At 52.1% G+C, this 22,576-nt stretch carries 18 protein-coding genes and 1 riboswitch; of the genes, 4 read left to right on the forward strand and 14 right to left on the reverse strand.

The features are described 5' to 3' along the window. The first annotated feature begins 27 nt into the window (after nt 1-27). On the forward strand, nt 28-468 hold the full coding sequence (locus tag VMN77_12085) for a DUF5069 domain-containing protein (protein ID HTN44525.1): 441 nt from the start codon (nt 28-30) through the stop codon (nt 466-468). Between the two features lie 8 nt (nt 469-476). Here the strand turns inward: VMN77_12085 and VMN77_12090 are convergent, their stop codons facing one another. The 4 genes from VMN77_12090 to VMN77_12105 all read right to left on the reverse strand — a co-directional run bounded on the left by VMN77_12090 (nt 477) and on the right by VMN77_12105 (nt 5,913). After that, nucleotides 477-2,318 carry a cytochrome C gene (locus VMN77_12090; protein HTN44526.1) on the reverse strand — a complete coding sequence of 614 codons (1,842 nt, stop codon included), beginning with the start codon at nt 2,316-2,318 and terminating at the stop codon, nt 477-479. Nucleotides 2,319-2,346: 28 nt separating this feature from the next. Then, nucleotides 2,347-2,964, reverse strand: coding sequence for a hypothetical protein (locus VMN77_12095; protein ID HTN44527.1), 618 nt, complete (start codon nt 2,962-2,964; stop codon nt 2,347-2,349). Nucleotides 2,965-3,248: 284 nt separating this feature from the next. Next, complete coding sequence (locus tag VMN77_12100) at nt 3,249-4,949, reverse strand: hypothetical protein (protein HTN44528.1); 1,701 nt, start codon at nt 4,947-4,949, stop codon at nt 3,249-3,251. A gap of 112 nt (nt 4,950-5,061) precedes the next feature. Next, nucleotides 5,062-5,913 (reverse strand): hypothetical protein, encoded by an 852-nt coding sequence (locus tag VMN77_12105; GenBank protein HTN44529.1) that lies wholly within the window; start codon nt 5,911-5,913, stop codon nt 5,062-5,064. Between the two features lie 360 nt (nt 5,914-6,273). Continuing rightward, a riboswitch (cyclic di-GMP riboswitch) is annotated at nt 6,274-6,369 on the reverse strand. 217 nt (nt 6,370-6,586) lie between these two features. On the opposite strand from VMN77_12105, the gene VMN77_12110 reads away from it, so the two are divergent. Both VMN77_12110 and VMN77_12115 read left to right on the forward strand, forming a co-directional pair. Beyond that, on the forward strand, nt 6,587-7,861 hold the full coding sequence (locus tag VMN77_12110; GenBank protein HTN44530.1) for an acetyl-CoA C-acyltransferase: 1,275 nt from the start codon (nt 6,587-6,589) through the stop codon (nt 7,859-7,861). Between the two features lie 6 nt (nt 7,862-7,867). Next, on the forward strand, nt 7,868-10,045 hold the full coding sequence (locus VMN77_12115; GenBank protein HTN44531.1) for a 3-hydroxyacyl-CoA dehydrogenase NAD-binding domain-containing protein: 2,178 nt from the start codon (nt 7,868-7,870) through the stop codon (nt 10,043-10,045). On the opposite strand, the gene glgP is transcribed toward VMN77_12115, so the two are convergent. The 6 genes from glgP to VMN77_12145 form a co-directional block, all read right to left on the reverse strand. Continuing rightward, the gene (gene glgP, locus VMN77_12120; protein ID HTN44532.1) at nt 10,042-11,736 is read right to left on the reverse strand and encodes an alpha-glucan family phosphorylase; all 1,695 of its coding nucleotides are present in this window, start codon (nt 11,734-11,736) and stop codon (nt 10,042-10,044) included. The genes VMN77_12115 and glgP overlap by 4 nt on opposite strands. Before the next feature lie 239 nt (nt 11,737-11,975). Continuing rightward, a complete protein-coding gene (locus tag VMN77_12125; GenBank protein HTN44533.1) occupies nt 11,976-12,653 on the reverse strand; it encodes a DUF3386 family protein in 678 nt (225 codons plus the stop codon). Between the two features lie 38 nt (nt 12,654-12,691). Continuing rightward, nucleotides 12,692-13,807, reverse strand: coding sequence for a ChaN family lipoprotein (locus VMN77_12130; protein ID HTN44534.1), 1,116 nt, complete (start codon nt 13,805-13,807; stop codon nt 12,692-12,694). Between the two features lie 347 nt (nt 13,808-14,154). After that, nucleotides 14,155-14,742 carry a LuxR C-terminal-related transcriptional regulator gene (locus VMN77_12135; GenBank protein ID HTN44535.1) on the reverse strand — a complete coding sequence of 196 codons (588 nt, stop codon included), beginning with the start codon at nt 14,740-14,742 and terminating at the stop codon, nt 14,155-14,157. 959 nt (nt 14,743-15,701) lie between these two features. Then, nucleotides 15,702-16,901 (reverse strand): MFS transporter, encoded by a 1,200-nt coding sequence (locus tag VMN77_12140; protein ID HTN44536.1) that lies wholly within the window; start codon nt 16,899-16,901, stop codon nt 15,702-15,704. A 521-nt stretch (nt 16,902-17,422) separates the two neighbouring features. Continuing rightward, nucleotides 17,423-17,689: a hypothetical protein gene (locus VMN77_12145; protein ID HTN44537.1), complete on the reverse strand. Its 267-nt coding sequence runs from the start codon at nt 17,687-17,689 to the stop codon at nt 17,423-17,425. A gap of 282 nt (nt 17,690-17,971) precedes the next feature. Between VMN77_12145 and VMN77_12150 the strand changes: the two genes are divergently transcribed. Then, nucleotides 17,972-19,126: an FIST N-terminal domain-containing protein gene (locus VMN77_12150; protein HTN44538.1), complete on the forward strand. Its 1,155-nt coding sequence runs from the start codon at nt 17,972-17,974 to the stop codon at nt 19,124-19,126. 28 nt (nt 19,127-19,154) lie between these two features. Here VMN77_12150 and VMN77_12155 read toward each other — a convergent pair whose 3' ends face one another. The 4 genes from VMN77_12155 to VMN77_12170 all read right to left on the reverse strand — a co-directional run bounded on the left by VMN77_12155 (nt 19,155) and on the right by VMN77_12170 (nt 22,562). Then, on the reverse strand, nt 19,155-20,393 hold the full coding sequence (locus VMN77_12155; protein ID HTN44539.1) for a multiheme c-type cytochrome: 1,239 nt from the start codon (nt 20,391-20,393) through the stop codon (nt 19,155-19,157). Nucleotides 20,394-20,616: 223 nt separating this feature from the next. Next, nucleotides 20,617-21,123 carry a hypothetical protein gene (locus VMN77_12160; GenBank protein ID HTN44540.1) on the reverse strand — a complete coding sequence of 169 codons (507 nt, stop codon included), beginning with the start codon at nt 21,121-21,123 and terminating at the stop codon, nt 20,617-20,619. Nucleotides 21,124-21,138: 15 nt separating this feature from the next. Continuing rightward, entirely contained in the window at nt 21,139-22,149 is a 1,011-nt protein-coding gene (gene add, locus VMN77_12165; protein HTN44541.1) for an adenosine deaminase, read from the reverse strand. Between the two features lie 2 nt (nt 22,150-22,151). Then, entirely contained in the window at nt 22,152-22,562 is a 411-nt protein-coding gene (locus VMN77_12170; protein HTN44542.1) for a CBS domain-containing protein, read from the reverse strand. Between the last annotated feature and the right edge of the window lie 14 nt (nt 22,563-22,576).

A 22,576-nucleotide genomic window follows, 5' to 3' on the forward strand; every position in this document is an offset into this window, starting at 1 on the left:
ACAATCTTTTAAATCAGGTGCCCTAAGATGAATCCACCGATTCCCCTCCGATCCCCGCGCGAAATGCTGGGCGGGTATGTTTTTCTTCCGCGATTGATCGACAAGGTCCGGCTGCACGCGCAAGGAAAACTCCCGCCGGAATATGTCGGCAATCTCCTCAAACCGGGATTGACTCTGGACGGACGCTTGCTTACGTTTACCGGGCTGAATGCGGAGGCGTTGCGTCGTGCAATCCTGACCTCGAAGACGGACGTCGAGATCTTTGCCTGGGTCGAGCGACATGCAAAGCCCCATACTGAGGGCGAGAAGCGGCAATGGATCGCGGAGATCGAGTCCTATCGGCCGAATCCGGAAACAGCCCGATGGCGAAGGGAGACTTACAAGGAATTGGCCGCCCGGATCGATCCGGCTACGCTGAGCCTGTTTGATCTGATCGACATGGACGAAGGCCGGATTCCCCCACCATGAAATAACCGCTACGGTATCCGGACGATGCGTAAGGAATCCGGAACAGTTTCCCAAGTAATGACCGGCCCTTTTTCCTGCGTTTTCATCAACCCTTTGTGATCTTTGCGACCGAAGTAACTCGTCCCCAACGGCAGTCTTTTAATCACCTTAAACCCGGCCTCGCTGTGACAGATCTCGCATCGTGTTCCCAACTCGCCCTCATGAATGTCGTCTTTCTGGTGGCATCGAACGCACATGCGGGACGTTTTTTGGGAAAAGAGCTGTTTGACATGGCATTGCTCGCATTTCAATTGACTGTGCTTCATTACGAGCGCATAACCGGTCTCCTTCGCGTGATCAAAATCATCCCGTTTCCAGGTCTTCGCGGTGTGACAAGCCTCGCATTTTTTCCCGAAGTGCCCCTTGTGATAGTCGTCTTTTATATGACAATCGTTACAGACCGAGGAGGTGTCCTTGAAAAGCGCCGTCTTATGACATTCGGAACAGCGAACATCCCGGTGTTTGTCCAGAAGCTTAAAATTCGTTTTCTGATGGTCGAATTTCTGAATGTCCTTCCATCCCTTTTCCGTATGGCAGGTCTCGCAGGTATCCCCCAATTGCCCCTTGTGCTTATCGTCAGGCCGATGACACGAGGCGCATCGACTCGGGATCTTGTAGGCCTCCTGGACATGGCATTTCGAGCAGGGAACGTCCAGATGCTTCCCGATGAGCGGATAGTCCGTCTTCGAATGATCGAAACCGATTTTCTTCCAATCCACGGCCGAATGGCAACGGGCGCATTCCCGTCCCAGTTTGCCTTTGTGGTAATCGTCCTCTTTATGGCACTCGACACAGGTCTTCGGCGTCGATTTCATGTCCGGAGTTTTATGACATTTCAGGCATTCCACGTTTTGATGTTTTCCGACCAGATTAAACCGGGTCTTGTCGTGGTCGAATAAAACGTCCTTCCACTCCTTCACCGTGTGACATTGCGCGCATTGGGGACCGAGGACGCCCTTATGCCGGTCGACACGCTTATGGCACTCGACGCAGGTCTTCGGCGTTTCCCGAAGCTGAGGCGTTTTATGGCATTTATTGCATTCCACCTGGCGATGGCTTCCCAGCAGTTTAAATTCGGTTTTGTCATGGTCAAAGACAATGGCCTTCCAATCCTTCACCGTATGACAGCTCTCGCACTGCTTGCCCAGAACCCCTTTGTGCTTGTCCTTGTTAAGATGACAGCCCACGCAGGCCATCGGCGTCGCCTTGAAATTATCGGAGGCGTGGCATTTTTCACACGCGACCGGAGCATGTTTCCCCTCCAACGGAAACCGCGTGCGGGAATGGTCGAAGCTGATCTTCTTCCATGCCTCCGAATTATGGCAACGCTCGCAGGACTTTCCCAGCGCCCCTTTGTGCTTATCCTTTTCAAGGTGGCAGGAAAAACAATCGTGGGGGGTTTCTCGGAACTTCGGTTTTAGGTGGCAGCGATCGCATTTCGTGGTTTGATGCTTCCCGGACAATTCGAATTGCGTCTTTCCGTGGTCGAAGTGGGCGGAATCAAATTGGGCGATATGGCTTTCACGTCCCTTGTGTTCCGTGTGGCAGGTCTCGCACCGGGAGGCGTCGGTTTTTCCGTGGAAACCGGTCTTCAGTTCGACATCTTTTTTGACTTCCTTGTGACAGGCCAGACATTTATCGTAAAAAACCTTTTTGACGAGATCATGACAATCCAGGCAGCGTCCTTCAGATTTTTCGTGGACCCGGGAAACCTTCCCGGGCATCACACCCTTCAGGATGTCGAGCGCGTCGGCCGTCCCAACGGTTGCGAGACACCACACGAAAATTGCAAGGCCGAATTTTCTCCACATCGGGCGTCCCGGCGGTCTCAACAATAACTCAGAATATCAATACGGCGGCGATATGAACAATCAACGTGAAGGCGAGAATCCAAATAAACGGTACATGAAGCTTGTGCCAGTAGGAAAAAAGGCTTGTTGTGGCCTCCAGGGCCGAAACGTTCTTCTCGAGACGAATCCGCTTCACAATCAGGAATTCCAACGAGTCCGATGACTTCATGGGATTTATGACAGGCATCCGGCCCTGGGAGCGGGAAAGCCGCCTGAGCTGCCTTCTCACCTTTTTCTCAAGACGGTCCAATCGGATCAGCAGGAAGAACGGCCCGAAGAACCCACGTGATTTTTTCTTTTCTCGACGGCTGAAAAAAGTTTGGATGGTCTCGAGGATGGTTTGCGATTCTGAAACTCGTTGGGAGATATTTCGATCCAATTGTTCGATTTCCTGGATCATCTCCTTTAATGTGGCCCGTTCCCCCGATAGAGAAAACTGGAAATGCCGATAAATATAGCGACCGAATACGCCGCTGGCCACAACGATCAGCATCGCATAAAAGGCGATGGCCGCGTTGGGGGACTTGATGAAAAAACCGGTGTGGTACACGACCAAGAGCGGCCCGAGGATGCATAGCGTGATGTGGATGTCCAACCATCGGCTCATGTTTCCCAGACTTCGGAGCACCCGGATCCTTTTACGCAGCGCATACAAGAAGGCGCCCAAAAACATCATGGTGGACCCAATAATCCCGAGCATCAACGGAACAAATGATTTCGGGGAATAGGGATGCCCTGAAAAATAAATCGGCAGGGCGACCACCGCGGCGCATCCGAATATTAGAATTAAAAGTCTGATGGGACCCTCTTTTCCATCTCATGAATGGACGCTTAAAGCCAAGGACAGGCCCCAAAGCGTCTTTCAGCGTTTCGGAACAACACGACCGGGCCTCAGAACGGAATCGTGAGGCTGGTTCGGGTTTCCACCGTCGTCACCGTTCCGTTTGTGGTGTTGTTCTTATCCATGTCGTAATCGGCGTCAAGGCTGAGCGAAATCCCGCTCCCGAAGGTGTAGATCAATGTGAATCCGGGGATGAGCCGCGTCGATTGGGTGGCGGAGGTTTTTATTTCAAAACGCTCCCAACGGCATCTCAAGGACGTTTGAAATTCTGGGCCCAAGTACTTTGAAAAGGTTCCCGTCACCGTTGTCGTTTGATAATCGGTCGTCGGCTGGAAAAGATAGAGCACTGTTCCAACCTCCGACCAGTGGAGCCCGTTTCGCTCGCTGAGAAAGACCGAATAGCGATCACCCTTCTTATCCGCCTTTCCGTCGTTGAAAACGATCGCCTGGAAGATCGTATGGGCGTACCTTAAATCGAGATGCCAGACCTTCGAAAAATCGACGGTGGTTCCCAGTCTGGCCTCCCGCGAATCGGTCGTATTTTTCAATGCGAGGGCCTGGAGATCGTTTCGTGTCAAAGTTTGCCGCGCAGCATCGAGCGACGTGATCGGCGGTGTTATCAACGCGAGGGAGGGATCGATCAACGCCGTTTCGTAATCCAGAAAAGGATTCTTTCGATATTCGACCGCCGCGGAATACGAAGCGATCGCGTAATGGTATTCAAAACTCAGTAATTTGTCGTTGAAATCTTTGAAGGCCAGGTCATAGTCCACTATGGAGGAAATGTTGATTGGATCATTCAACCAGTACCCGTTCAGTCCGACCGCATTTCGCGTTGAAAAACCGTTGTTGAACTCCTGGGTATAATAGATTTTTCCTCCAAGATGATAGAGATCATAGATCGAAAGGTAGGTATCGTAAAACAGGCGATCGTGCTGAATCTGGATTTTATTTCGATCGAACGGGTCGACCGCATAACCGACGCTGGTCGTCAAACCGAGCGTGTTGAAGGGCCGGAGACCGAAGGCCAGTCCATCAAAGCGACTGAATAAGGTATTCCCGGAAGCCGGTTGTCGTCCGATGCGGAGGTCGACCATGGAACGAGGGTCGGACCAGTCCGCGAAAATTTTATTGAGTCTGTAGAAGGAGTTATCGGGGGTCAGAAAATCATCCGAATTCATACCGGAAAAATAGATTTTTAAATCCCCTCCGGCCGACTTCCTCCAGCGGAAATCCAAATATTCGTTCAAGCGGTTTTGTACCGTGGGAGTGGGGTCCGCCGGGGATGTTTGAGTATCATTATAATACTCCAACGTAAAAGCGCCGGAAAATTTTCCAAATGGGGCCGTTTCCTGTCGACGCACCGGAGAGAAAACCGGTTGAGGGGGGGTGCCTTGATTGCTGCCCGGGAGACTCTCCGACTGAACCGCCGCACTCGACGGGCCGGTAGAAGGACCGTTCACAGAATCCGACCCGGTTGTCAGAGCCGCCAACCTCGCTTTTACTTCAGGGATATGTCTGCTTGAAGGAAAATTGCTGGTAAATAGCGTGTACTGCTGCACGGTGTCATTCCGTTTGCCCTGTTCATCCGCAATCCGGGCCAGGTACCATTGGGCCTCCTCCAAACCGGAGGGGTCCGTTTTCGTATCGATGAATCTATTGAAGATTACACGGGCCCGTTCTAAATCTCCTTTTTCAAACGCGTTGACCCCTTCCGCAAAATTTATCGACGGGCCGGAATCGGTTTTCAAAATGGGTTTGTTTCTACTCAAAGAACAACCGATCATCGTCAAAAAAAAAGTGGCCAACGCGAGACAAAATGCCGCACGCGAGAGAAAAAAAACCCATCGTTCCACGGGGGCGTTAAAAACGACTGTAGTCAGCATGCTCGTGACAATTGGCGCACATGGCATCAAGCGCGATGGACCGATGGTTCTCGTTCGGCCTGTAATCACGCGTGTGGCAGTTCGCGCACGCACCATACTGGGTGCCGTCCCGGTAAAACGGGGTCGAAAAATTTTGCGGGTGACAGACCGAGCAGTCCAGAGGAGCATGACCCCCGATTAATTTAGGGTTATCATGGGTCGCATAAGTGGCGGGGGTCCAGCCGGTCGTCTTATGACAGGTGTCGCATTGAAGTGTGACCCCGGCGTGGTTTGCAGGCTTTCCGGTCGCCACCTGACCGTTGTGACAGTTCGAGCACTGCCCGGCCGCACTGGCATCGTGAACATAGCCCGCGGGGGTCCATCCCGTCGTCTTATGACAGGTGTCGCACTGCGCCGTGGTCGGGACATGGTTCTGCGGCTTGCCAGTCGCATTTTGGCCGTTATGGCAGTTCGAGCACTGCCCGGCGGTGCTGGCATCGTGAACAAAACTCGTGGGGACCCATGCCTTCGTCTTATGACAGGTATCGCACTGCGCCGTGGTCGGGATGTGGTTCTGGGGCTTGCCCGTCGCCTTTTGGCCGTTGTGACAGTTCGAGCACTGCCCGGCCGCGCTGGCATCGTGGACATAGCCCGCGGGGGTCCATCCCGTCGTCTTATGACAGGTGTCGCACTGCGCCGTGGTCGGAACATGGTCCTGCGGCTTGCCCGTGGCCATCTGGCCGTTGTGACAGGTGGCGCACTGGCCGGCAACCAGAGCAAGATTATGATTAAAGGTTGCAGGTGACCAGGCATTGACGGAATGACAGACATTACATCCCTGATTCGTCATAATGTGATTCTGCGGCTTTCCATAAGAAATCTGATCATTATGGCAATTTTCACACTCCCTGGGAGTCGCACTATACTGCCCCCCCAAATGACACTGGGAGCATTTCAAGCCTCTATGCGCACCCAGAAGCTGAAAAGAGGTAGCATCATGATTGAAATTGGCTGGCGGCTCGTAATCGGCTGAACTTTTTGAGGACCTGCTCGTTGTTTCAGGTGTCGCCACTTGGTAGGAGAGAAAAACCATTCCCAAGATAATGCCTGTCAGAGCGGCCATAACAACAAAACCGGGTCTCCATATTGAAGACTGCCTCATTTTGTTTTCCCCTATTTCAGACAAAAAAATAGCCGCCAAAGGATTTCCTCTGGCGGCCCGGCGAGCATGTCCCAAACCTTAAATTCGGGAGTTAGCCCCGTTGCACTGCGTCCCCATCTTTCGATGGGTTTGCTCTGATCAAAGGTTTTTATTATTAAATTCTATTAATTTACACTTTTGGGAAAATTTTACCAAATTTATTATATTTGTCAAGTGCTAAATTTATAATAGTTAATTTTCAGTAAGATTGGATACAGTATAGCACCTAATTCAATTCGTGGAGACACCCAATCGCTGCTGTGACGCCTTGGCGCTTGGAAATGGACTGGAGTATAATGATTTAATAAACGGGAGGTGATGCATGGCTGAGGCGGTGATCATTGAGGGTATCCGAACCCCGTTTGCGAGGTCGGGGTCGGTTTTCAAAGATATCCCGGCCGAGGAGTTGGGAAGACTCGCCGTCCACGAACTTATAGAGAAAACCGCACTGGATCCGAAGATTGTCGATGAAGTCATCATTGGAACGGTCAGCCAGATGGTCGACACAGCCAACGTTTCGCGAGTCATCGCACAGCGCGCCGGCCTCCCCCCCCGCGTGCCGGCCTATACCGTCAACCGAAACTGCGCCTCGGGCCTGGAGGCGATCGGAAGCGGGTTGGAAAAGATTCGGGCGGGAATGGCCGATGTCGTCATCGCCGGCGGTGTCGAGTCCATGAGCAATATTCCGATCTTCTATTATGGTAAGCGCATGACCGAAATACTCGTCGACGCTTCGAAGGCCAAAACGTTGGGGCAGAAGATTGCGAAGTTCGCGTCGCTGCGCCCCCGCGATCTGAAACCGAGCGTCATCAGCCAAACCGATCCGCTCAACGGCATGCGGATGGGGGACACGGCCGAGGTGCTGGCGAAAGAATTCGGGATCCCAAGAGAAGAGCAGGATGCCTTTGCCTTGATGAGCCATCAGCGGGCCGTCGCAGCCCGGTCCCGTCTTTCGGAAGAGATCACCCCCGTCTATCTTCCCCCCCGGTATGACACCGTGGTCAAGAACGATGCCGGCCCGCGGGAAAATCAAAAAATCGAGGATTTGGCCCGTCTGAAACCGGTTTTCGATCGTCGATACGGCTCGGTCACGGCCGGTAACGCATCCCCTCTGACGGACGGAGCCGCCGCACTTCTGATCATGAACGAGGAAAAGGCCCGTGCGATGGGGTTTAAGCCGCTTGGTCGCATTCGGAGCTATGCCTATGCCGGCCTGGATCCTGCGAGGATGGGGCTGGGACCGTCTTTTGCAACCCCTTTGGCCCTGGACCGGGCCGGGATGAAATTTTCGGATATTGAACTGATCGAGATGAACGAAGCGTTCGCGGCGCAGATTCTGGCGAATGAAAAAGCATTCGCCTCGAAAAAGTTCGCTCAGGAACATCTGGGACGCAACGAACCGATCGGGGTGATCGATCGAAGCCGGTTTAATGTCAACGGGGGTGCGATCGCTCTCGGCCATCCGCTCGGCGCGTCCGGCGCCCGCCTGATGCTGACCCTGCTATACGAGCTGCGACGGAGAAACCAATCCATCGGTTTGGCGACCCTTTGCGTTGGCGGTGGACAGGGCGCGGCCTGCATCGTTGAGAGGAGATAAAAGATTATGACCCCGGAGAAATGCCTTCGCACCACGATCGATGACCGCGGCCTTTGCCATGTGGAAATCGATGTCCCGGGAAAAACGGTCAATTTGATCTCGCCTCGGGTTCTTACGGAACTTGAGCAAGCGATTGATTCCATCCGGTCCGATCCCAGGATTAAAGGCGTCATTTTCCTGAGCCGTAAACCCGACCACTTTATCGGCGGGGCCGAGATCGACGTCCAACGATTCCTGAGCGATCTTGACGCCACATTGATTTTTATAAAACAAGGCCGCGATGTTTATCAAAGAATCGCCGAGCTCTCCGTCCCGACGTTGGCGGCGATCCATGGGGCCTGTCTGGGGGGGGGACTGGAATTGGCCTTGGCTTGCCGTTACCGTCTGGCGAGCGACCACCGGAAGACGCGTCTCGGCCTGCCGGAAGTCTTGCTCGGAATCTTCCCGGGCTGGGGCGGAATAACCCGGCTCCCCCGTCTGACCGGGCTTTCGGCGTCGCTTGACCTGCTCCTGACGGGCAAACAGCTCGATGCGAGGCGAGCTGAGCGAATCGGGTTGGTGGACCGCATCCTCACCTCCAAGGAGATCCAGATGCAGGCCGATACTTTTATGCTCGAGTGCCTAACGCAGGGGGCCTCGCTTCATCGGAAAATTCAATCGGCCCGACGGCGCTCTCAAAACAAAATCCTGGCGCGCTTCTTGAACGAAACCCCTCTCGGCCGGGCTTTGGTATTTCATCAAGCCCGTAAAAACGTCATGAGGCTCACCCTGGGACGCTATCCCGCTCCGCTGAAGATTATCGACGTGGTCCGAAAGGGAATCGGAGGTCCGCTCGAACGATCGTTGGAGCTCGAGCAGGAGGGGCTCCATGCGCTTATTCGTGAAGAAACCACGCAGAACCTGATCCATGTCTTTTCAATACGAAGGCACGCCGGAAAACTGCCAAAGGAGATTACCCCCTCCGATCTCGTCCCGCCGATTCGGAAAGTGGGTATCCTTGGGGCCGGCGTGATGGGCGCCGGCATAGCCCAATGGATGCTCCAACAGGAGATTCCGGTGCGCCTGAGAGACATTCACGAGGAGGCGATCGCAAAGGGTGTCAAGACCGTTAACGAGGCCTTTGAAAAGCAGGTCTCCCGGCGGAGAATCCGCCGGGAAGAAAAAGAGAACCGGATGCGACTTCTTTCAACCACCACAGACTATTCCGGTTTTTCGACGTGTGACCTGGTTATCGAGGCCGTGGCCGAAAAGATGGAAGTCAAACAACGGGTGATCCGCGACCTTCAAGAGGCGGCCGGGGATCGAGCGATCTTCGCCACAAACACCTCTTCGCTTTCGATCACGGACATGGCTGAGGGCGCAAAGAGACCGGACCGCGTATTGGGGCTTCATTTTTTCAATCCGGTCGCGCAGATGCCGCTCGTAGAGGTCGTTAAAGGAAAAATGACCTCCGACGAGACACTGGCCGCCGGTGTAGTCTTCGTCAAAAGAATCGGTAAAACGCCTCTGGTCGTTTCGGACAGTCCCGGCTTTCTGGTTAACCGGATCCTGATGGCCTACGGGAATGAGGCCGGGCTTCTTTTAGAAGAAGGGGCTACGGTCGATCGGGTGGACCGCGCCATGGAGGTTTTCGGAATGCCGATGGGTCCGTTTACCATGATGGACGTTGTGGGGCTGGACATCGCCCATCACACAGCCGAATCGATCCGAACGTCCCTTCATCTGGATCCGGCCGAGCAATCCCGGATCGGCGATCGGTTATTCGGAGCCGGAAGATTTGGAAAAAAGACCGGACAGGGTCTCTATCGATACGAAGGCAGGGAAAAACGCCCCAACCCCGAATTGGACACGATGCTGGCGGCGATACGAAAAGAACGCGGACTGACTCCGCGAGCGAATATAAACGATCAAGAAATAACCGATCGTCTCGTGATGATCATGGTGAATACAGCCGCTTGGTGTCTCGAGAAGCGGATCGTTCAGTATCCGGGAGATGTCGATCTCGGAATGATAATAGGCGCTGGTTTCCCCCCATTTAGGGGAGGATTATTAAAGTATTGTGATAAGATTGGAATTGGAAGGATTAAAGAAACGCTCGACCGTTATTCCCAATCCGCCGGTCCCCGCTTCTCTCCGGCTCAAATGATCACCGATCTTGCCAAGCAGGCCGATGGGTTTTATTAGAGCGCCAGATATGCGTTCGTGACGTATTCCTGGATCATGCGTTGCGTGTTGAAAAACGAGGCATTTAATGCGACGCAGTGCTTCATGATGTTGATGTACTTGTCACGATCGCGGTAGAACATCGGAATGATCACATTTTCAAGTTTGTGGTAGAGATAGGCCGCATCCCGATTCCGATCATCTCCCTCGGCGGGGGGTTGACCATCCTGCGCGATGGCCCATCCGGTGACGCCTTCCATATGGCCCTCGGCCCACCAACCGTCTAAAATACTTAATTGAGGGACCCCGTTGTGGCAGGCTTTCATCCCGCTGGTTCCGGAGGCCTCCATCGGTCTAACCGGATTGTTGAGCCAGAGATCCACACCGGACGTAATCAGCCTTCCCATTTCCATGTCGTAGTTGGAAAGGTAAATCCCCTTTATATGGTTTTTGAGTTCCCGTTGCGACTGGAATATTTTTGTGATGACCGCCTTGGCTTCCCGATCCTGCGGATGTGCCTTACCGGCGTAGATGATTTGAAAAGGTCCCACCTCCGCGACGATTTTTTTCAGCCGATCAATGTCATGAAACAGCAGATCCGCCCGTTTATAAACCGCAGCCCGGCGGGCAAACCCGATCGTGAAGACCGAGATATCCATTCCAACCTTTCCCTTCCGGTTGACCAAGTCGATCAGCGCCTGCTTGGCCTCCAGATGGGCCGCCCATATGGCTTCTTTGGGGATGTTCAGGGCATGACGAAGCGAAAAACTGTCCCTTCGCCAATCCGGCAGATATGAATCGAAAAGTTTTTGAAATGGTTCCGAAGTCCATGTAACGGAATGAACCCCGTTCGTGATGAATTGAATGGAGTGGCCTGGAAACATGGCACGGGCTACCTCACCGTGCTTCCGGGCGACGCCGTTGATATAGCCGCTCAGGTACAATGCCAGTCGGGTCATATCCAAATCTTGACCCTCATGGAAAACATTCAGGCGAAAGATATCCCGCTCGCCCAAAATGTTTCGTACGAGGTCCAAAGCAAAACGATCATGCCCGGCGGCGACCGGCGTGTGGGTTGTAAATACACACTGACGGCGGACGGACTCAATCGTCTCGGGATCGCTCTCCGGCTTGTTGAGTTGACGACCCGCCCCTTCTAGGAGTTCAAGTACAGCCAGACTCGCATGGCCTTCATTCATATGGTATTTTTTGATCGTGTGATGGCCCAACTCTCGCAGCATCCGCATACCTCCGATACCCAGAATCACCTCCTGGCATAGGCGATACCGTGCGTCTCCGCCGTAAAGATGTCCGGTCAGGGAACGATCGCGGGGATCGTTTTCTTCAAGATTTGTGTCTAAAAAATAAACAGGGACTGTAAAATCCCGACTCCCGCGCAGTTCATATTTCCAGGCCCGGATCTTCACCGACCGGCCCTCCATCTCGACTTTCACCATCACCTGAAGAGGCTCAAGGAAACTTCGGGGATCCCAGGCAACGGCCTCCTCCAATTGATTTCCGTGTTCATCCAACCGCTGGTGGAAGTAACCTTTTTCATGGAGCAACGTGACCGCAACCATCGGAACATTCAGATCCGCGGCCGATCTAAGCATATCGCCGGCCAGGATTCCCAGACCACCGCTATAGGTCGGGATTCCGTTGTGCAGCGCGATTTCCATTGAAAAATAAGCGATTGAACGTTCATCAATCATAGACGAATTATCTCCCGTTGGATTTGATATGCGAACGAATGAATGATGAAGTTGAACTCAAACAAGTTTGGATTGGATGAGGCCGCTTCACACCGGTGGATTTCGCCAGGATACACTTTTAATTATATCTTAAGCCATGATTCTTTGGGAACAAAATGTACCTTATTAAAATAACACAATAAGTAGTTGTAAATCAATGTGACCTACAATCCCATGTAGATCGTGACTCCCGATTCGAATTACAAAAGCCGGTGATGATCAAACTGCAGTAGACGGGTAATAACGGCGCCATTCTCATTGAAACTCACCCGCCGGATGGCCGGGAGGTAAATTCCGTTGACAACGGCATGGTTGTCCCAATAGGTTTCGACCTGACGCAAGGCACCGTCCCCCGGTGAAAAATAAAAGACCGCGTAGCGGGTGGTCAGGGCCTTGCCGTCATTGGTTGTGAGACTGTCCTCGACATTGATCGTGAATTTGACCCGTTCCATACTGCGGTTAATTTGGGTGATCCGGTCGTCATGGATACGGTAACGCGAATTCATGCCGTCCCCATGGATTATCAACAGGCGGCCCATCGGATGATGGTCTTCTTCACCTAGGGTAAGAGAGTACTTCCCGTCCGATTCTTCATACGTGCGGGGGGCCCGATGCACGGCCATCATGCCGATTTGACCCTCAGCCCATTTCTTCAGATCCTCGTGCTCAAGATGGACCGTGACCTCACGGGCCGAGTGAACCTTCACATGGCCTTCGGATATTCGTCCGCCCTCTCGACACGTTAAATCGGCCATGAAGCCTTTGAAATCCTGCGGCCAGCGGAATGTTTTCTCAAAGGCGCGGCGGAGTAAATCATGGGCGGCAGGATCATCCGCTACAGTTCCGCTACTCTCCGTCTTTCTCTGATACGTCTCCATGGTGATCTCCTTTCCGTTTATACTTTTGATGGGGACTTTCAATGGGACTGAATTTTCTTTTCCGACCCAAACTGGGCTTCAAAATTCAACGCCTGTGCTCCCCGAAGAATTTTAAGGATCGCATGGTCACCCGGCTGTTTGAAACTCATAAGATGAATCAGATCGGAAGGTTCAAGGATCGATTGACCATCAAACGAAACAATAATATCTCCCTCCCGAATACCGGTTTTCAAGGCGGTTGAATCAGGCATCACTTTGCGAACCGTCACGCCTTTCTCGGTTTTGTCAACCTGGACGCCCAAATGGACGCTCTGGTCCTCCAAATCTTTATAACCGTCGGCCCACACAAAATCGGCGAGGTAGAGCGGAATGGAGACCGGTTGAACGTCCATAAGTAGGTCCTTTCGACTTTCCGGCACCTCCTCCGTGTATGGCATGACGATCTCATAGGGTTCCGGCAGTCGCCGGAACACTCTTCGCGGTACTCCGAATCCATAGTTGACGTGGAACCCTCCCGTAAAGACGACCATTTTTTTTCCACGTCCCTCGGGACTGGAGAGATAGGTTGAGATGGTTTGTGCCATCGTTTCATCCCAAATCAACATTGTTTCGTAAAACCGCTCGAAACCCTCATCCCCGTGCGCATGGCCCCCAAACACCGCCTTGAGGGAGTTTCGATGGTATGGATCCTCACGATCCATTTCGGGCAGCTCTTTTTCCAGGTTTTCCGACAACCCTTCCGTCCCCTTCTTCATGATCTCGTGGACCAGTTCATCGGGTGCATTCAGAGCGATCAAAGGAATTTTCTTGTCGCGACTGTAGCGGAGAATCGCACGATAATAATTGTAGGACTGATCCCAATTGTCATACCAGACTTTGATAAATTCTTTTTCATCCATTTGACCATGGCTCCATCGGTTCAATTGATCCTGAGACGGCTTTTGGAACATCTCCATCCCAACAACCCATTGTCCCGGAAACTGCTTCCACAGTCCCTGCAAGACCTCCAGTTCCACTTGATGATCTTCAAGATTGGTATGGGTTTCTCCCACATAGACGATCCGTGAACTGGACAGGATATGAAACATCTGTTCCTTGGTAACCTCGATGCCGGTGGGCAGATGAAGTATCGTCCCTGGTTTGAGAGTTCCCAAATCTCGGTATGGCGACTCCGAGAAAACCTCCTTTAAACGGGATGGAGGTTCGACAACACAGCCAGAAACATCTACAACGATGATGGATAACAAAACGAAGGGGAGAATATACCGGATCATTTTTTCTCCATAAGAGATGCAGGGGGATTAATCGTATCACAGGATGTCGTAATCCTGTCAAGAAGAGAGGCCCGAGGTCCATTGCAACCGTGGCGGAGATCTTATATTAGAATCACAACGGTCGCGCGGAAGAAGTTAGATTTGGACGATAAAAATTGCAAGGACTTCCCAGTGTGGTGACGACGGTTATCACGGGCCTTGGATGCAGACCAACTGGAAAAAGGGATTCAAAGTTGAAGGATGATGGAAAGAATTTCGGTCCTTGAATTGACTTTTAATCGCCTCATGATGTGTTTTAAATGCCCTTTGATCGTATCTTCAGAAACACAAAGAGCATCGGCGATTCGCTTATTGGTCAATCCGGAAAAAAGGTGTTTAACAATTTCCATTTGGCGATTGGTTAATTGAAAGCGGCTTCTTAATTTTTCCAGATCAATTTGTCGATGTTGCGAAACCTTCTCGATCAACATCATGATATGAAAAGCCTGCCCCGCTTGAGCGTCATCGCCGTTGAGAGGGAACCCTCTACAACAATACATCGCATCCTGGGTCGAAAACAAGGAAATTTGAGGGGCGACCTGAGCCTGATGATCATCGCGACATGCCAAATAACTCTTTTTAAGATTTTCGTACAAATTAAAAATTTCTTTTGGGATCGTAACACCCATCATAAGATGATCGGAGTCCGAATGGTTTCCGTTTACTTTGGAAAGGATTCCTAACGCGACCGGATTAAAAAAAACAGGTTCTTGACGATGGTTGAAGACAAGAATACCAGGCACTGAGCGCCTGTTTGCAACCTCGAGAAGATCCATATACACCCTCATATGTGGTGTGAAGGAAGGGACCTACAAGGTACTTGAGCTAAAACATACAATAACTCAAGATCCTTGTCAACACATTTTATGATAGGATTTCCTTGTTAATAAACTATTCATAAAGCGGTTAATTCATGAGCAATTATCGGCTCATAATCCTGCTCAGATCCATAGGAATCTTGCGCAGGGTCCGAATCGCACATTTCCAGCTGTTGATCGCATCGTGCTATCTTGATCCAACCCGTTTGGATAATGGTAAAAAAAAATGGAACCCCCTTGATTTTCCTTGACATTGCCCCATATAAATGTTATGTATATAACAATTCTGTATTATGTATCCTATTCTAATTTCAACCGTAAACTCGTATTTTGATCTAAAGAGGCAATGAGTATAGAACCAGATAAAGATGAGCGACGCCGGTCAAAACGGTCTTCTCTCTCGGAAAAAGCCACTTGTGAGGTTAGCAGTCACCTGCTTTTACACAAGGCCCGAGGAAATCAGTCCACCACGATCATCAATTCAAATATCAAAAATATCAGTGAAGGAGGCGTCTGCCTCATGACAAAAGAACGCTTGGAAACTTCCCAGATTGTGAAGATCAGCCTTCCCCTCCCCCATGTTAAAATGAGTACTCCAACACTGGCAGAGGTCAGATGGGTTAGGAAAGACCCAGGCAAACGCCTCTATCGCGCCGGCCTACGTTTTCTTTTATAAACATGCCCTGTGCCTCAACTGTTCTATTTCGTCTGCTAAGAATAAGCCTCGACCATTTGTATAAAAAGATTAAATATAACAATAAATTAAAATAATTTAATCATGTTTTATTATAAGATTTTTAATATTTACTTTTAATCGTACTGGACTGGATGGAACAGCTTTAAATCGTCGCCTTGAATTTGTTCAAACCGTTTTGAAATCCTGGAAAAAATCCATGCTGCCACAGATAAATTCAAGGTCAATAATGATGAACTCGGGCTGGCATCAGCCATGCGAGCAACAAGCCGGGCCATGAGGTCACAAAAGCGATTAAAAAGAATGCGGTAAAACCGACGCCGGCCGCCACGAAGCCGCTAACGCCTCCGGCCAGCGTAGCCGGCACGGACATCAACGCCGAACCGATCGCAAAGTGGGTGGCTTGAAATTCCCGTCGACAACGCTGCATTAAAAATACGAGAAGTGCCGCGGTGCCGAGACCGGCCGCAATTTGTTCAAAGGCAATCACCAAACTCACCCCCAACAAACCAGGTTTTTCGTAAGCCATCCATGCGTACGCCGGAATCGCCAAACTTTGTGCAAGGGTAAAGGGAAAAAGGCAGCGGCGCAATCCAAGGCGGCTGATGGCCCCCCCGCCGACCAATGCGCCCGCGATGCTTGTGACGGTGCCCAGCGTGCCGGATAAAAATCCACGCGCGGCGGTGTCGTATCCCAGGTCCCTCAAAAGTGGCGTGGCCATCGCAAACATCATTGCATCTCCGGCACGAAACAGGAGGATGAAGGAAAGAATCATCACAATGTGCGGTTGTCGCAGGTATGTTATAAAGGCCTCCGCGATCACCGAAACCTTCCAAACATTTCTATGTACCCGGACTTCCTGTAAGCGAAGATGATGGACCAGACCCAGAACGACCATAATCCCTCCGGCCGTCAAGAAACAGATCTCCCATGAAACCATGCCGGCCAACACCACAAGGGCGCCGTTGCCTACCAATAAAGCGATCTTGTAGGCGGCCACCCGGACGCCGGAAAAGGCCGCCTGATCCACGTCGTTTAACGATTGAATATAATAACCGTCCACGGCAATGTCATGGGTGGCGGCCAAAAATGCAACGATCAAAAATATCTTGGCCGCCAGAGCCAAATCGAAATTCATGGCCGGCCAGGTCAGAAAGGCGATGGCCAGCGCAATCAATAATTCGAACCCGACAAGCCAACTCTTTTTATTACTGAAAACATCGATCAGCGGACTCCATAAAAATTTCAAGTTCCACGCCAAGCCATAGAGGGAGGTCAATCCTATCGCCTGAAGACTGGCGCCGGATGCGGTAAAAAACTGAGCAGAGATTTGATGAACGACCGAGTAAGGCAGGCCTTCGGCAAAATAAGTACTCGAAGTCCAAAAAGCCGTAAATGAACGGCGGGAAACAGGGGGCGTCATGCTCGCCGCCTATTCGTCTTCACGGTTCCGAAGGGAGAAAACCTGGGGATGATAATATTCACCCGTATCCAGAAACTCAACGCCCAGAAAAATCCCGTCGGCTTGTTTCGCAACCCAGCGGACTTTCCCGATGAGGACCTCATCAGCCCAAGACTCGTTTAGATCCCCCAATTGGCAATGAATCAGGAGGCGGTTATCAACATAAACGGGAAAATCCTCCATGATCGACAGACTTATACAGGAGCCGGCGTGAGATATATCTTTCACCATTCCGGAGAAACAGACCACATCCGTTGAAATATCGACTCGAAGCGGTCTGTATGGGGAAATGCGCGGGCCGGATCGCGGTTTCATCCTCTTTCTCCAATTTCGTATATATATTTACACGTTACAGATCATTCTGTCAATCATTTCGGTCGGCGTGATCCACATCCCGATCCCTAACCAAAACAAGGGATTTCCATAAAAAATGGGGCGCAGTGCCAAATGGCACCGCGCCCCATTTCGAAACATTCGCAGAGTTACTTCTTTTCAATGGTCTTGACGGATTTGGCATGACCCTTCGCCACATCCACCTCGACCATTTCCCCCACCTTAACGTCACCGGTTTTCTGAGTGGTGTTGTCAAAATGGATCTTGTGCTCCTTCCCCTTTTTATCCTTTACAAAGTAGAATGAGCCCTTGTCGTCGATTTTGGTTACCTCGCCCGCAATCATACCGGCCCAGCTCATGCCTACAAAGGACAGGACGACTACGGCCATTACAAGACTGGATAGAACCCTCTTCATATTTACTCACCCCCTCTCGTGTACTGATTTAATAACTACCCTTACGTGATCCCGCTCGTTTATGATGGCTTTCTATGCATCCTGATCTGATTTAGCAAATTCAATGCCAACTTCAACGCTTTGTAATTTAAAGTCTTTTTTTATAAACCGCCCGCGGTTTGCCGCATTTACGGCATCGGCGCCTTATATAGGGCAGGATCAGATAACAAAAGATGGAATCCTGATTCAGTGCTTTGTATAATTGAATTCATGATCCGAACCGGCGTTGGACAATCCACCCAAATGTCGCCCCAAAAGGCGGCCCGTGAGGCGGCCCGGATGGCCATGAAACGCGCCGGTATGAACAGGGCCGATTTGGTTCTTGTGTTTGCCTCGGTATCTTATCACCCTTACTATCCCCTGCTCCTCAAGGCGCTTCGAAACGAAATCGAAACCGCCCATCTCCTCGGTTGCAGTGGATTCGGTGTGATCACAACCGATGGCGAGTGGGAAAACGAGCCTGCGGTCGCGGTCATGATTCTGGCCTCTGATACCGTTACGGCATCACCGTTTCTCTTTCATCCTCTCCAGGGCCAGGCGGAGCTGATCGGCCGAACCATTGGCGGTATGACCCTCACAGACCGTAAAGACGGCGCTTATTCTTCCATCGGCGTCCTTCTTCCCGATTCATACAACTTCCAACCCAAACCGTTCTTCCATGGAGTCACCAGCGCCAACGAAAAGGCCGTCCTGATCGGGGGAGGGGCTTCGGAAGACGGCAGCTTGATGCAGACCCTCCAGATCTATCAAGATCAGGTATTGTCCGATGCGGTGACGGGCTTTGTCCTGAACGGCTCCTTCACCCACACGATCGGTCTCAGCCAGGCCTGCCATCCTGTCGGAAATCCGATGATGGTGACCCGTGCGCGTCACAACACCATTTATGAACTGGCCGGCCGCGCGGCGCTCGACTGTTATTCGGGTTTGTTTACCAATATACCGACGCAGGCAATTCGCGAAGCGACCGGTCTTATTTTCATCGGGTTTCCGGCCGATGTCACCGAGTCACGATTCCATCGGGGGTCGTACCTTGTCCGAAGCGTGGTTGGAGTGGATCCGGTGGAAAGAAGCATCACCGTGCCCGAAGCGGTGGAGGAAGGCCAGGTGGTATCTTTCATGATACGCGAACCCACCCAAGCCATGCACGACATGGAATCCATGGTTTCGGACCTGGCCAAAATCCATCGCGACCGTCCACCTGCTTTCGCCATGTATTTCGACTGCTGCGGGCGGGGCCGATCTCTATACGGCAAAACGGGGGTCGATCTCTCCATTATTAAAAAACACTTTGGTGAGATTCCGTTGATCGGCTTCTTGAGCTATTCCGAGATTGCTCCGATCCACGGCGTTCCTCATTTTCACAATTACTCCGGGATTCTGGTCCTGATCAGTGAATGACTGCCCTCGCTGAATCCACCGATGCCGATCATCCTTTCTTACTTTGGCAAGAGTGATAGGGTCGTTCGTTTTGAACGGCAGTGACCTGGAGGGGCTCGTCCAACCGTAATTCCTGCTCATAAATCGTAAACACATGCGGAACGTCGATGGAGAGACCGAACTTGTTCTGAAGGCGCCGGTACTGAGCCTCGGTCATGATATGGTATTTTACCGATGCTCTCAACGTCAACCCTTGAAGGTTTCTCGGCGACCAATATCGAAACACATAATCCCGACTCATTAACGGACTGAGGCGATTTTCATAAACCTCCACAATAACCGGCCACCATACGATCCAGCGCCTCATGGTGCTCTCCTGGCGTTTAATCACCGCTCCCGACGCATCCACGACCTCGAAGGTCACGGTAAAGTACCGGTCCGGATCGCCCGTTGGGATTTTGTGACCGGCCCCGCTGTTGGTCAAGGTTAAGGTAAATGTTACATCCTGCCCCGGCTGCAAAACGCTTCGGTCGGCCGTAAGCCGGACCGACGCGGCCCGCTGGATCATTTCAGGAAAATGTCCGCCCCGCCAGAGATGCTGTCGGCCTGACCGGACCCGGCCCCCCGATACCAACGGGCGGTTGATGCTCGGCATGTGGCAATCCTGACAGATCTTCCCTTCTTTATAATACGGGCCGGCCTCGAATTCAGGAAAAGTCGAACAAGGACCGCCGTTGTAGAATTGAAAGGGCCCGGCGGGGACCTGGTGGCAGGTGAAACATATATCCGTGGATCGGAAACGCGGAGAGTATCGCGTTGGATGAGGGGCTTCGATGCCCTCAAACGGTCCCTCGATCACACCGTCACGCACATGACAAGAAGCACAGGTGATGCCCTCTTGTTGAAAATCGGCATCGTAATGAGGATTATCCTCCTTAATCGGCTTGTAGACCTTTCCGTTTTCAAGCCCCTTGATCAGCCAAGGCTGCTGCGGTTGCATGGGCGAGTGGCAGTTCAAGCAGATCCAGATATGCTCGTCCTTGTTCCAGTAGGCCTGAAAGAATGGATCGACATAGGCCTTCGAGTGCATGGACGTTTTCCATTCTTCATAGATTTCTCTGTGGCAGCCCCCGCACTGCCCCGCCCGGATTCCGGGAATTCCCGGTACGGGTTTGTCATACGAAACCGCTTTTGAAAAATCTTCGCGAAGACCGAAGATGATTTTCGAGTGGACCTTCTGATAGACGAAAAAGAGGAGGATCGCGACCAGGGCGATACCCCCTAACAAGACCGCCGGTTTCCGGGGGAGACGCATAGGTTTAGAATACTATGCGCGATGGCCGTAGTCAAATAAAGGCGAGGATTCCCAATGCATGTTCAACGTCCTGTATGGTCCGGGACATTTGATACGATTGGCTGTTCTGCTTTTGATTCGCTCCACTCGAATCCGGCGTGCGGCGGAGCCAGCGGGGCGGGACATGGTGGGGAAATTTAGAGAATTACGGCGGATTTCAGGGCGATTGAGACGCAGGTTGATCCTGGCGGGCGTCCACAATGGTGAAGTCCCCCTGGGCGACTACATCTTTCTTAATGTACTTGACTCGATAGGTATGACGATCCGCGTTTATTCCCTTCGGAGAGAGTGACCAGAAGGCCTGCGACGTCGAAAAGTTGTAGAGACCGGCGTCGGTCGGCTCAACGGGCATCTTATTTCGATCCAGCGGAATTTCCCGTCCGTCGCTAGAAACTTCGTAAAGAGCGACGATCAGTTCTTTGACCCCGGCGTTTTTTTTAAACTTCAGAACCCAGGCTACGTTCTCACCCAGGGTAAATGTCGTTGTGGGATCAACGACGGATCGGCCGCTGGGATCCAGCGCTTTCCCGAAAGCGAGGCTCGCTTCCATCGAATGGGGTCGCATCGCGTGGATGAATTCGGAAACCTCTTGCCGAAAAACCAACCCTCCGACGCCCAGCAACACGACCACCGCCAACGCAACCCCTCTTCCGGTCTTCATCATCGACCCGCTTTTTCTTTAATCCGCGCGGATGAACGAGTAGTTGCGGGCGTTTTGATGGATCATGGCCAGGTGAGATTCGGAAAGCCGGTGACGGAGGCTTTTATTTTCCAGGGCTTGGTTGGTGTCGGAGACGGTTGTGTTGTCGGTGCAAATCGCGACCGGAATACCGTATTCCAGAAATGTAAAGATTGGGTGGGGGCGACCGCGTTTGACCGCGCCGGTCTGATAATTGGACGTGATGCAGCATTCGATCAGGATCTTGTCGCGGGCCAAGCGGCGTAAAAGCACCTTGTCACGCACCGATGAACAGCCGTGCCCGATTCGGGTCACGCCCAGTTCATCGATGGCCTGCCAAACGGCGTGGGGTCCCTCGTCCTCGCCGGCATGAATGGTGAGACCGAGTCCTCCGGTTCGTGCAATGGCATAGGCGTCTTTAAACAAGGCGGGCGGATTTCCACGCTCGGCACCGGCCACGTCAAACCCGATCACACCCGTGCGTTCATGAAACTGTTGACCTTCGGAGACGGCGGCACGGGCCAGGATCTTGGCGATGTGGGGACCGTGTTGGCGCATGGCGATCACGATCAACCCAGCCCGGATTGGGAATCGTTTCCTGGCTCGATTCATCCCGCCCAGGGCGGCGCTGATCGTCTGTCGCAAGGTCAGGCCGGCAAAGGTGTGGATGACGGGGGAATAACGGAGTTCGAGGAGTCGGACTTGATTTCGGTAAGCTTCTTCAACTATGGCTTCAATCACCCGGGCGATGTTTTCATAAAATTGGGTGATCCAGAGGGGATAATGAAACTTGTCCAAATAACTGAGCAGGCTTCCCTTCTCCCGATCCTGAAGAACAAGGAGTTTTTCCATCTGGGTCATGGTCCCGACCGGATTGAGCCCGTGCCGCTTCATCAGCTTCCAGGCCAAGCCGACCGGAATCGAGCCGTCCACATGCTGGTGGAGTTCCACTCTTTGGGTGCGGCTCGGAAGGGAGGGCGAGGGCTTCTGTGATGATTTTTTAAATCCCATGCCTATTTCTTGGATTTCAGGCTTCCGATTCCGTCGTAATATACCTTGAAATACCTCAGCAGGTCGCGCACGGATATAATTCCGATCAACTTCCCTTTCTCTGTAATACCCAAATGCCGGATCCCTTTATCTTTCATTAAATCGTTGGCCCGCTCCGGGGATTCGGTGATTTCGATCGAAATAATCGGGCTGCTCATAATGGACGAAACATAGGCTTTCTCGGGGTTGAGCCCTTCCGCAACGGCCTTTCGGGCCAGGTCCGTTTCACTGATGATCCCGACCTCCTGACCGCTCCGGGTCACGATAAGGGAACCGATTCGGCGGTCCCGCATCCTCTGGGCCGCGGCTTTCAGGACCGCGTCGTGATCGATCGTCTCCACCTTTTTATTAACAAGCATATTCAAAAAGTCCATTGCCTGCTCCTTGG

The sequence above is a fragment of the Nitrospiria bacterium genome (assembly GCA_035498035.1).
GTDB lineage: Bacteria > Nitrospirota > Nitrospiria > JACQBZ01 > JACQBZ01 > JACQBZ01.

Bases quoted from the DNA above. Each gene is read 5' to 3' on its own strand.
- VMN77_12145 (HTN44537.1), bottom strand. From the start codon at position 17,689: ATGAAGAGGGTTCTATCCAGTCTTGTAATGGCCGTAGTCGTCCTGTCC.
- VMN77_12170 (HTN44542.1), bottom strand. From the start codon at position 22,562: ATGGACTTTTTGAATATGCTTGTTAATAAAAAGGTGGAGACGATCGAT.
- VMN77_12110 (HTN44530.1), top strand. From the start codon at position 6,587: ATGGCTGAGGCGGTGATCATTGAGGGTATCCGAACCCCGTTTGCGAGG.
- VMN77_12160 (HTN44540.1), bottom strand. From the start codon at position 21,123: ATGATGAAGACCGGAAGAGGGGTTGCGTTGGCGGTGGTCGTGTTGCTG.
- VMN77_12105 (HTN44529.1), bottom strand. From the start codon at position 5,913: ATGACGAATCAGGGATGTAATGTCTGTCATTCCGTCAATGCCTGGTCA.
- glgP (HTN44532.1), bottom strand. From the start codon at position 11,736: ATGATTGATGAACGTTCAATCGCTTATTTTTCAATGGAAATCGCGCTG.
- VMN77_12150 (HTN44538.1), top strand. From the start codon at position 17,972: ATGTCGCCCCAAAAGGCGGCCCGTGAGGCGGCCCGGATGGCCATGAAA.
- VMN77_12115 (HTN44531.1), top strand. From the start codon at position 7,868: ATGACCCCGGAGAAATGCCTTCGCACCACGATCGATGACCGCGGCCTT.
- add (HTN44541.1), bottom strand. From the start codon at position 22,149: ATGGGATTTAAAAAATCATCACAGAAGCCCTCGCCCTCCCTTCCGAGC.
- VMN77_12125 (HTN44533.1), bottom strand. From the start codon at position 12,653: ATGGAGACGTATCAGAGAAAGACGGAGAGTAGCGGAACTGTAGCGGAT.
- VMN77_12090 (HTN44526.1), bottom strand. From the start codon at position 2,318: ATGTGGAGAAAATTCGGCCTTGCAATTTTCGTGTGGTGTCTCGCAACC.
- VMN77_12085 (HTN44525.1), top strand. From the start codon at position 28: ATGAATCCACCGATTCCCCTCCGATCCCCGCGCGAAATGCTGGGCGGG.
- VMN77_12140 (HTN44536.1), bottom strand. From the start codon at position 16,901: ATGACGCCCCCTGTTTCCCGCCGTTCATTTACGGCTTTTTGGACTTCG.
- VMN77_12135 (HTN44535.1), bottom strand. From the start codon at position 14,742: ATGGATCTTCTCGAGGTTGCAAACAGGCGCTCAGTGCCTGGTATTCTT.
- VMN77_12095 (HTN44527.1), bottom strand. From the start codon at position 2,964: ATGAGCCGATGGTTGGACATCCACATCACGCTATGCATCCTCGGGCCG.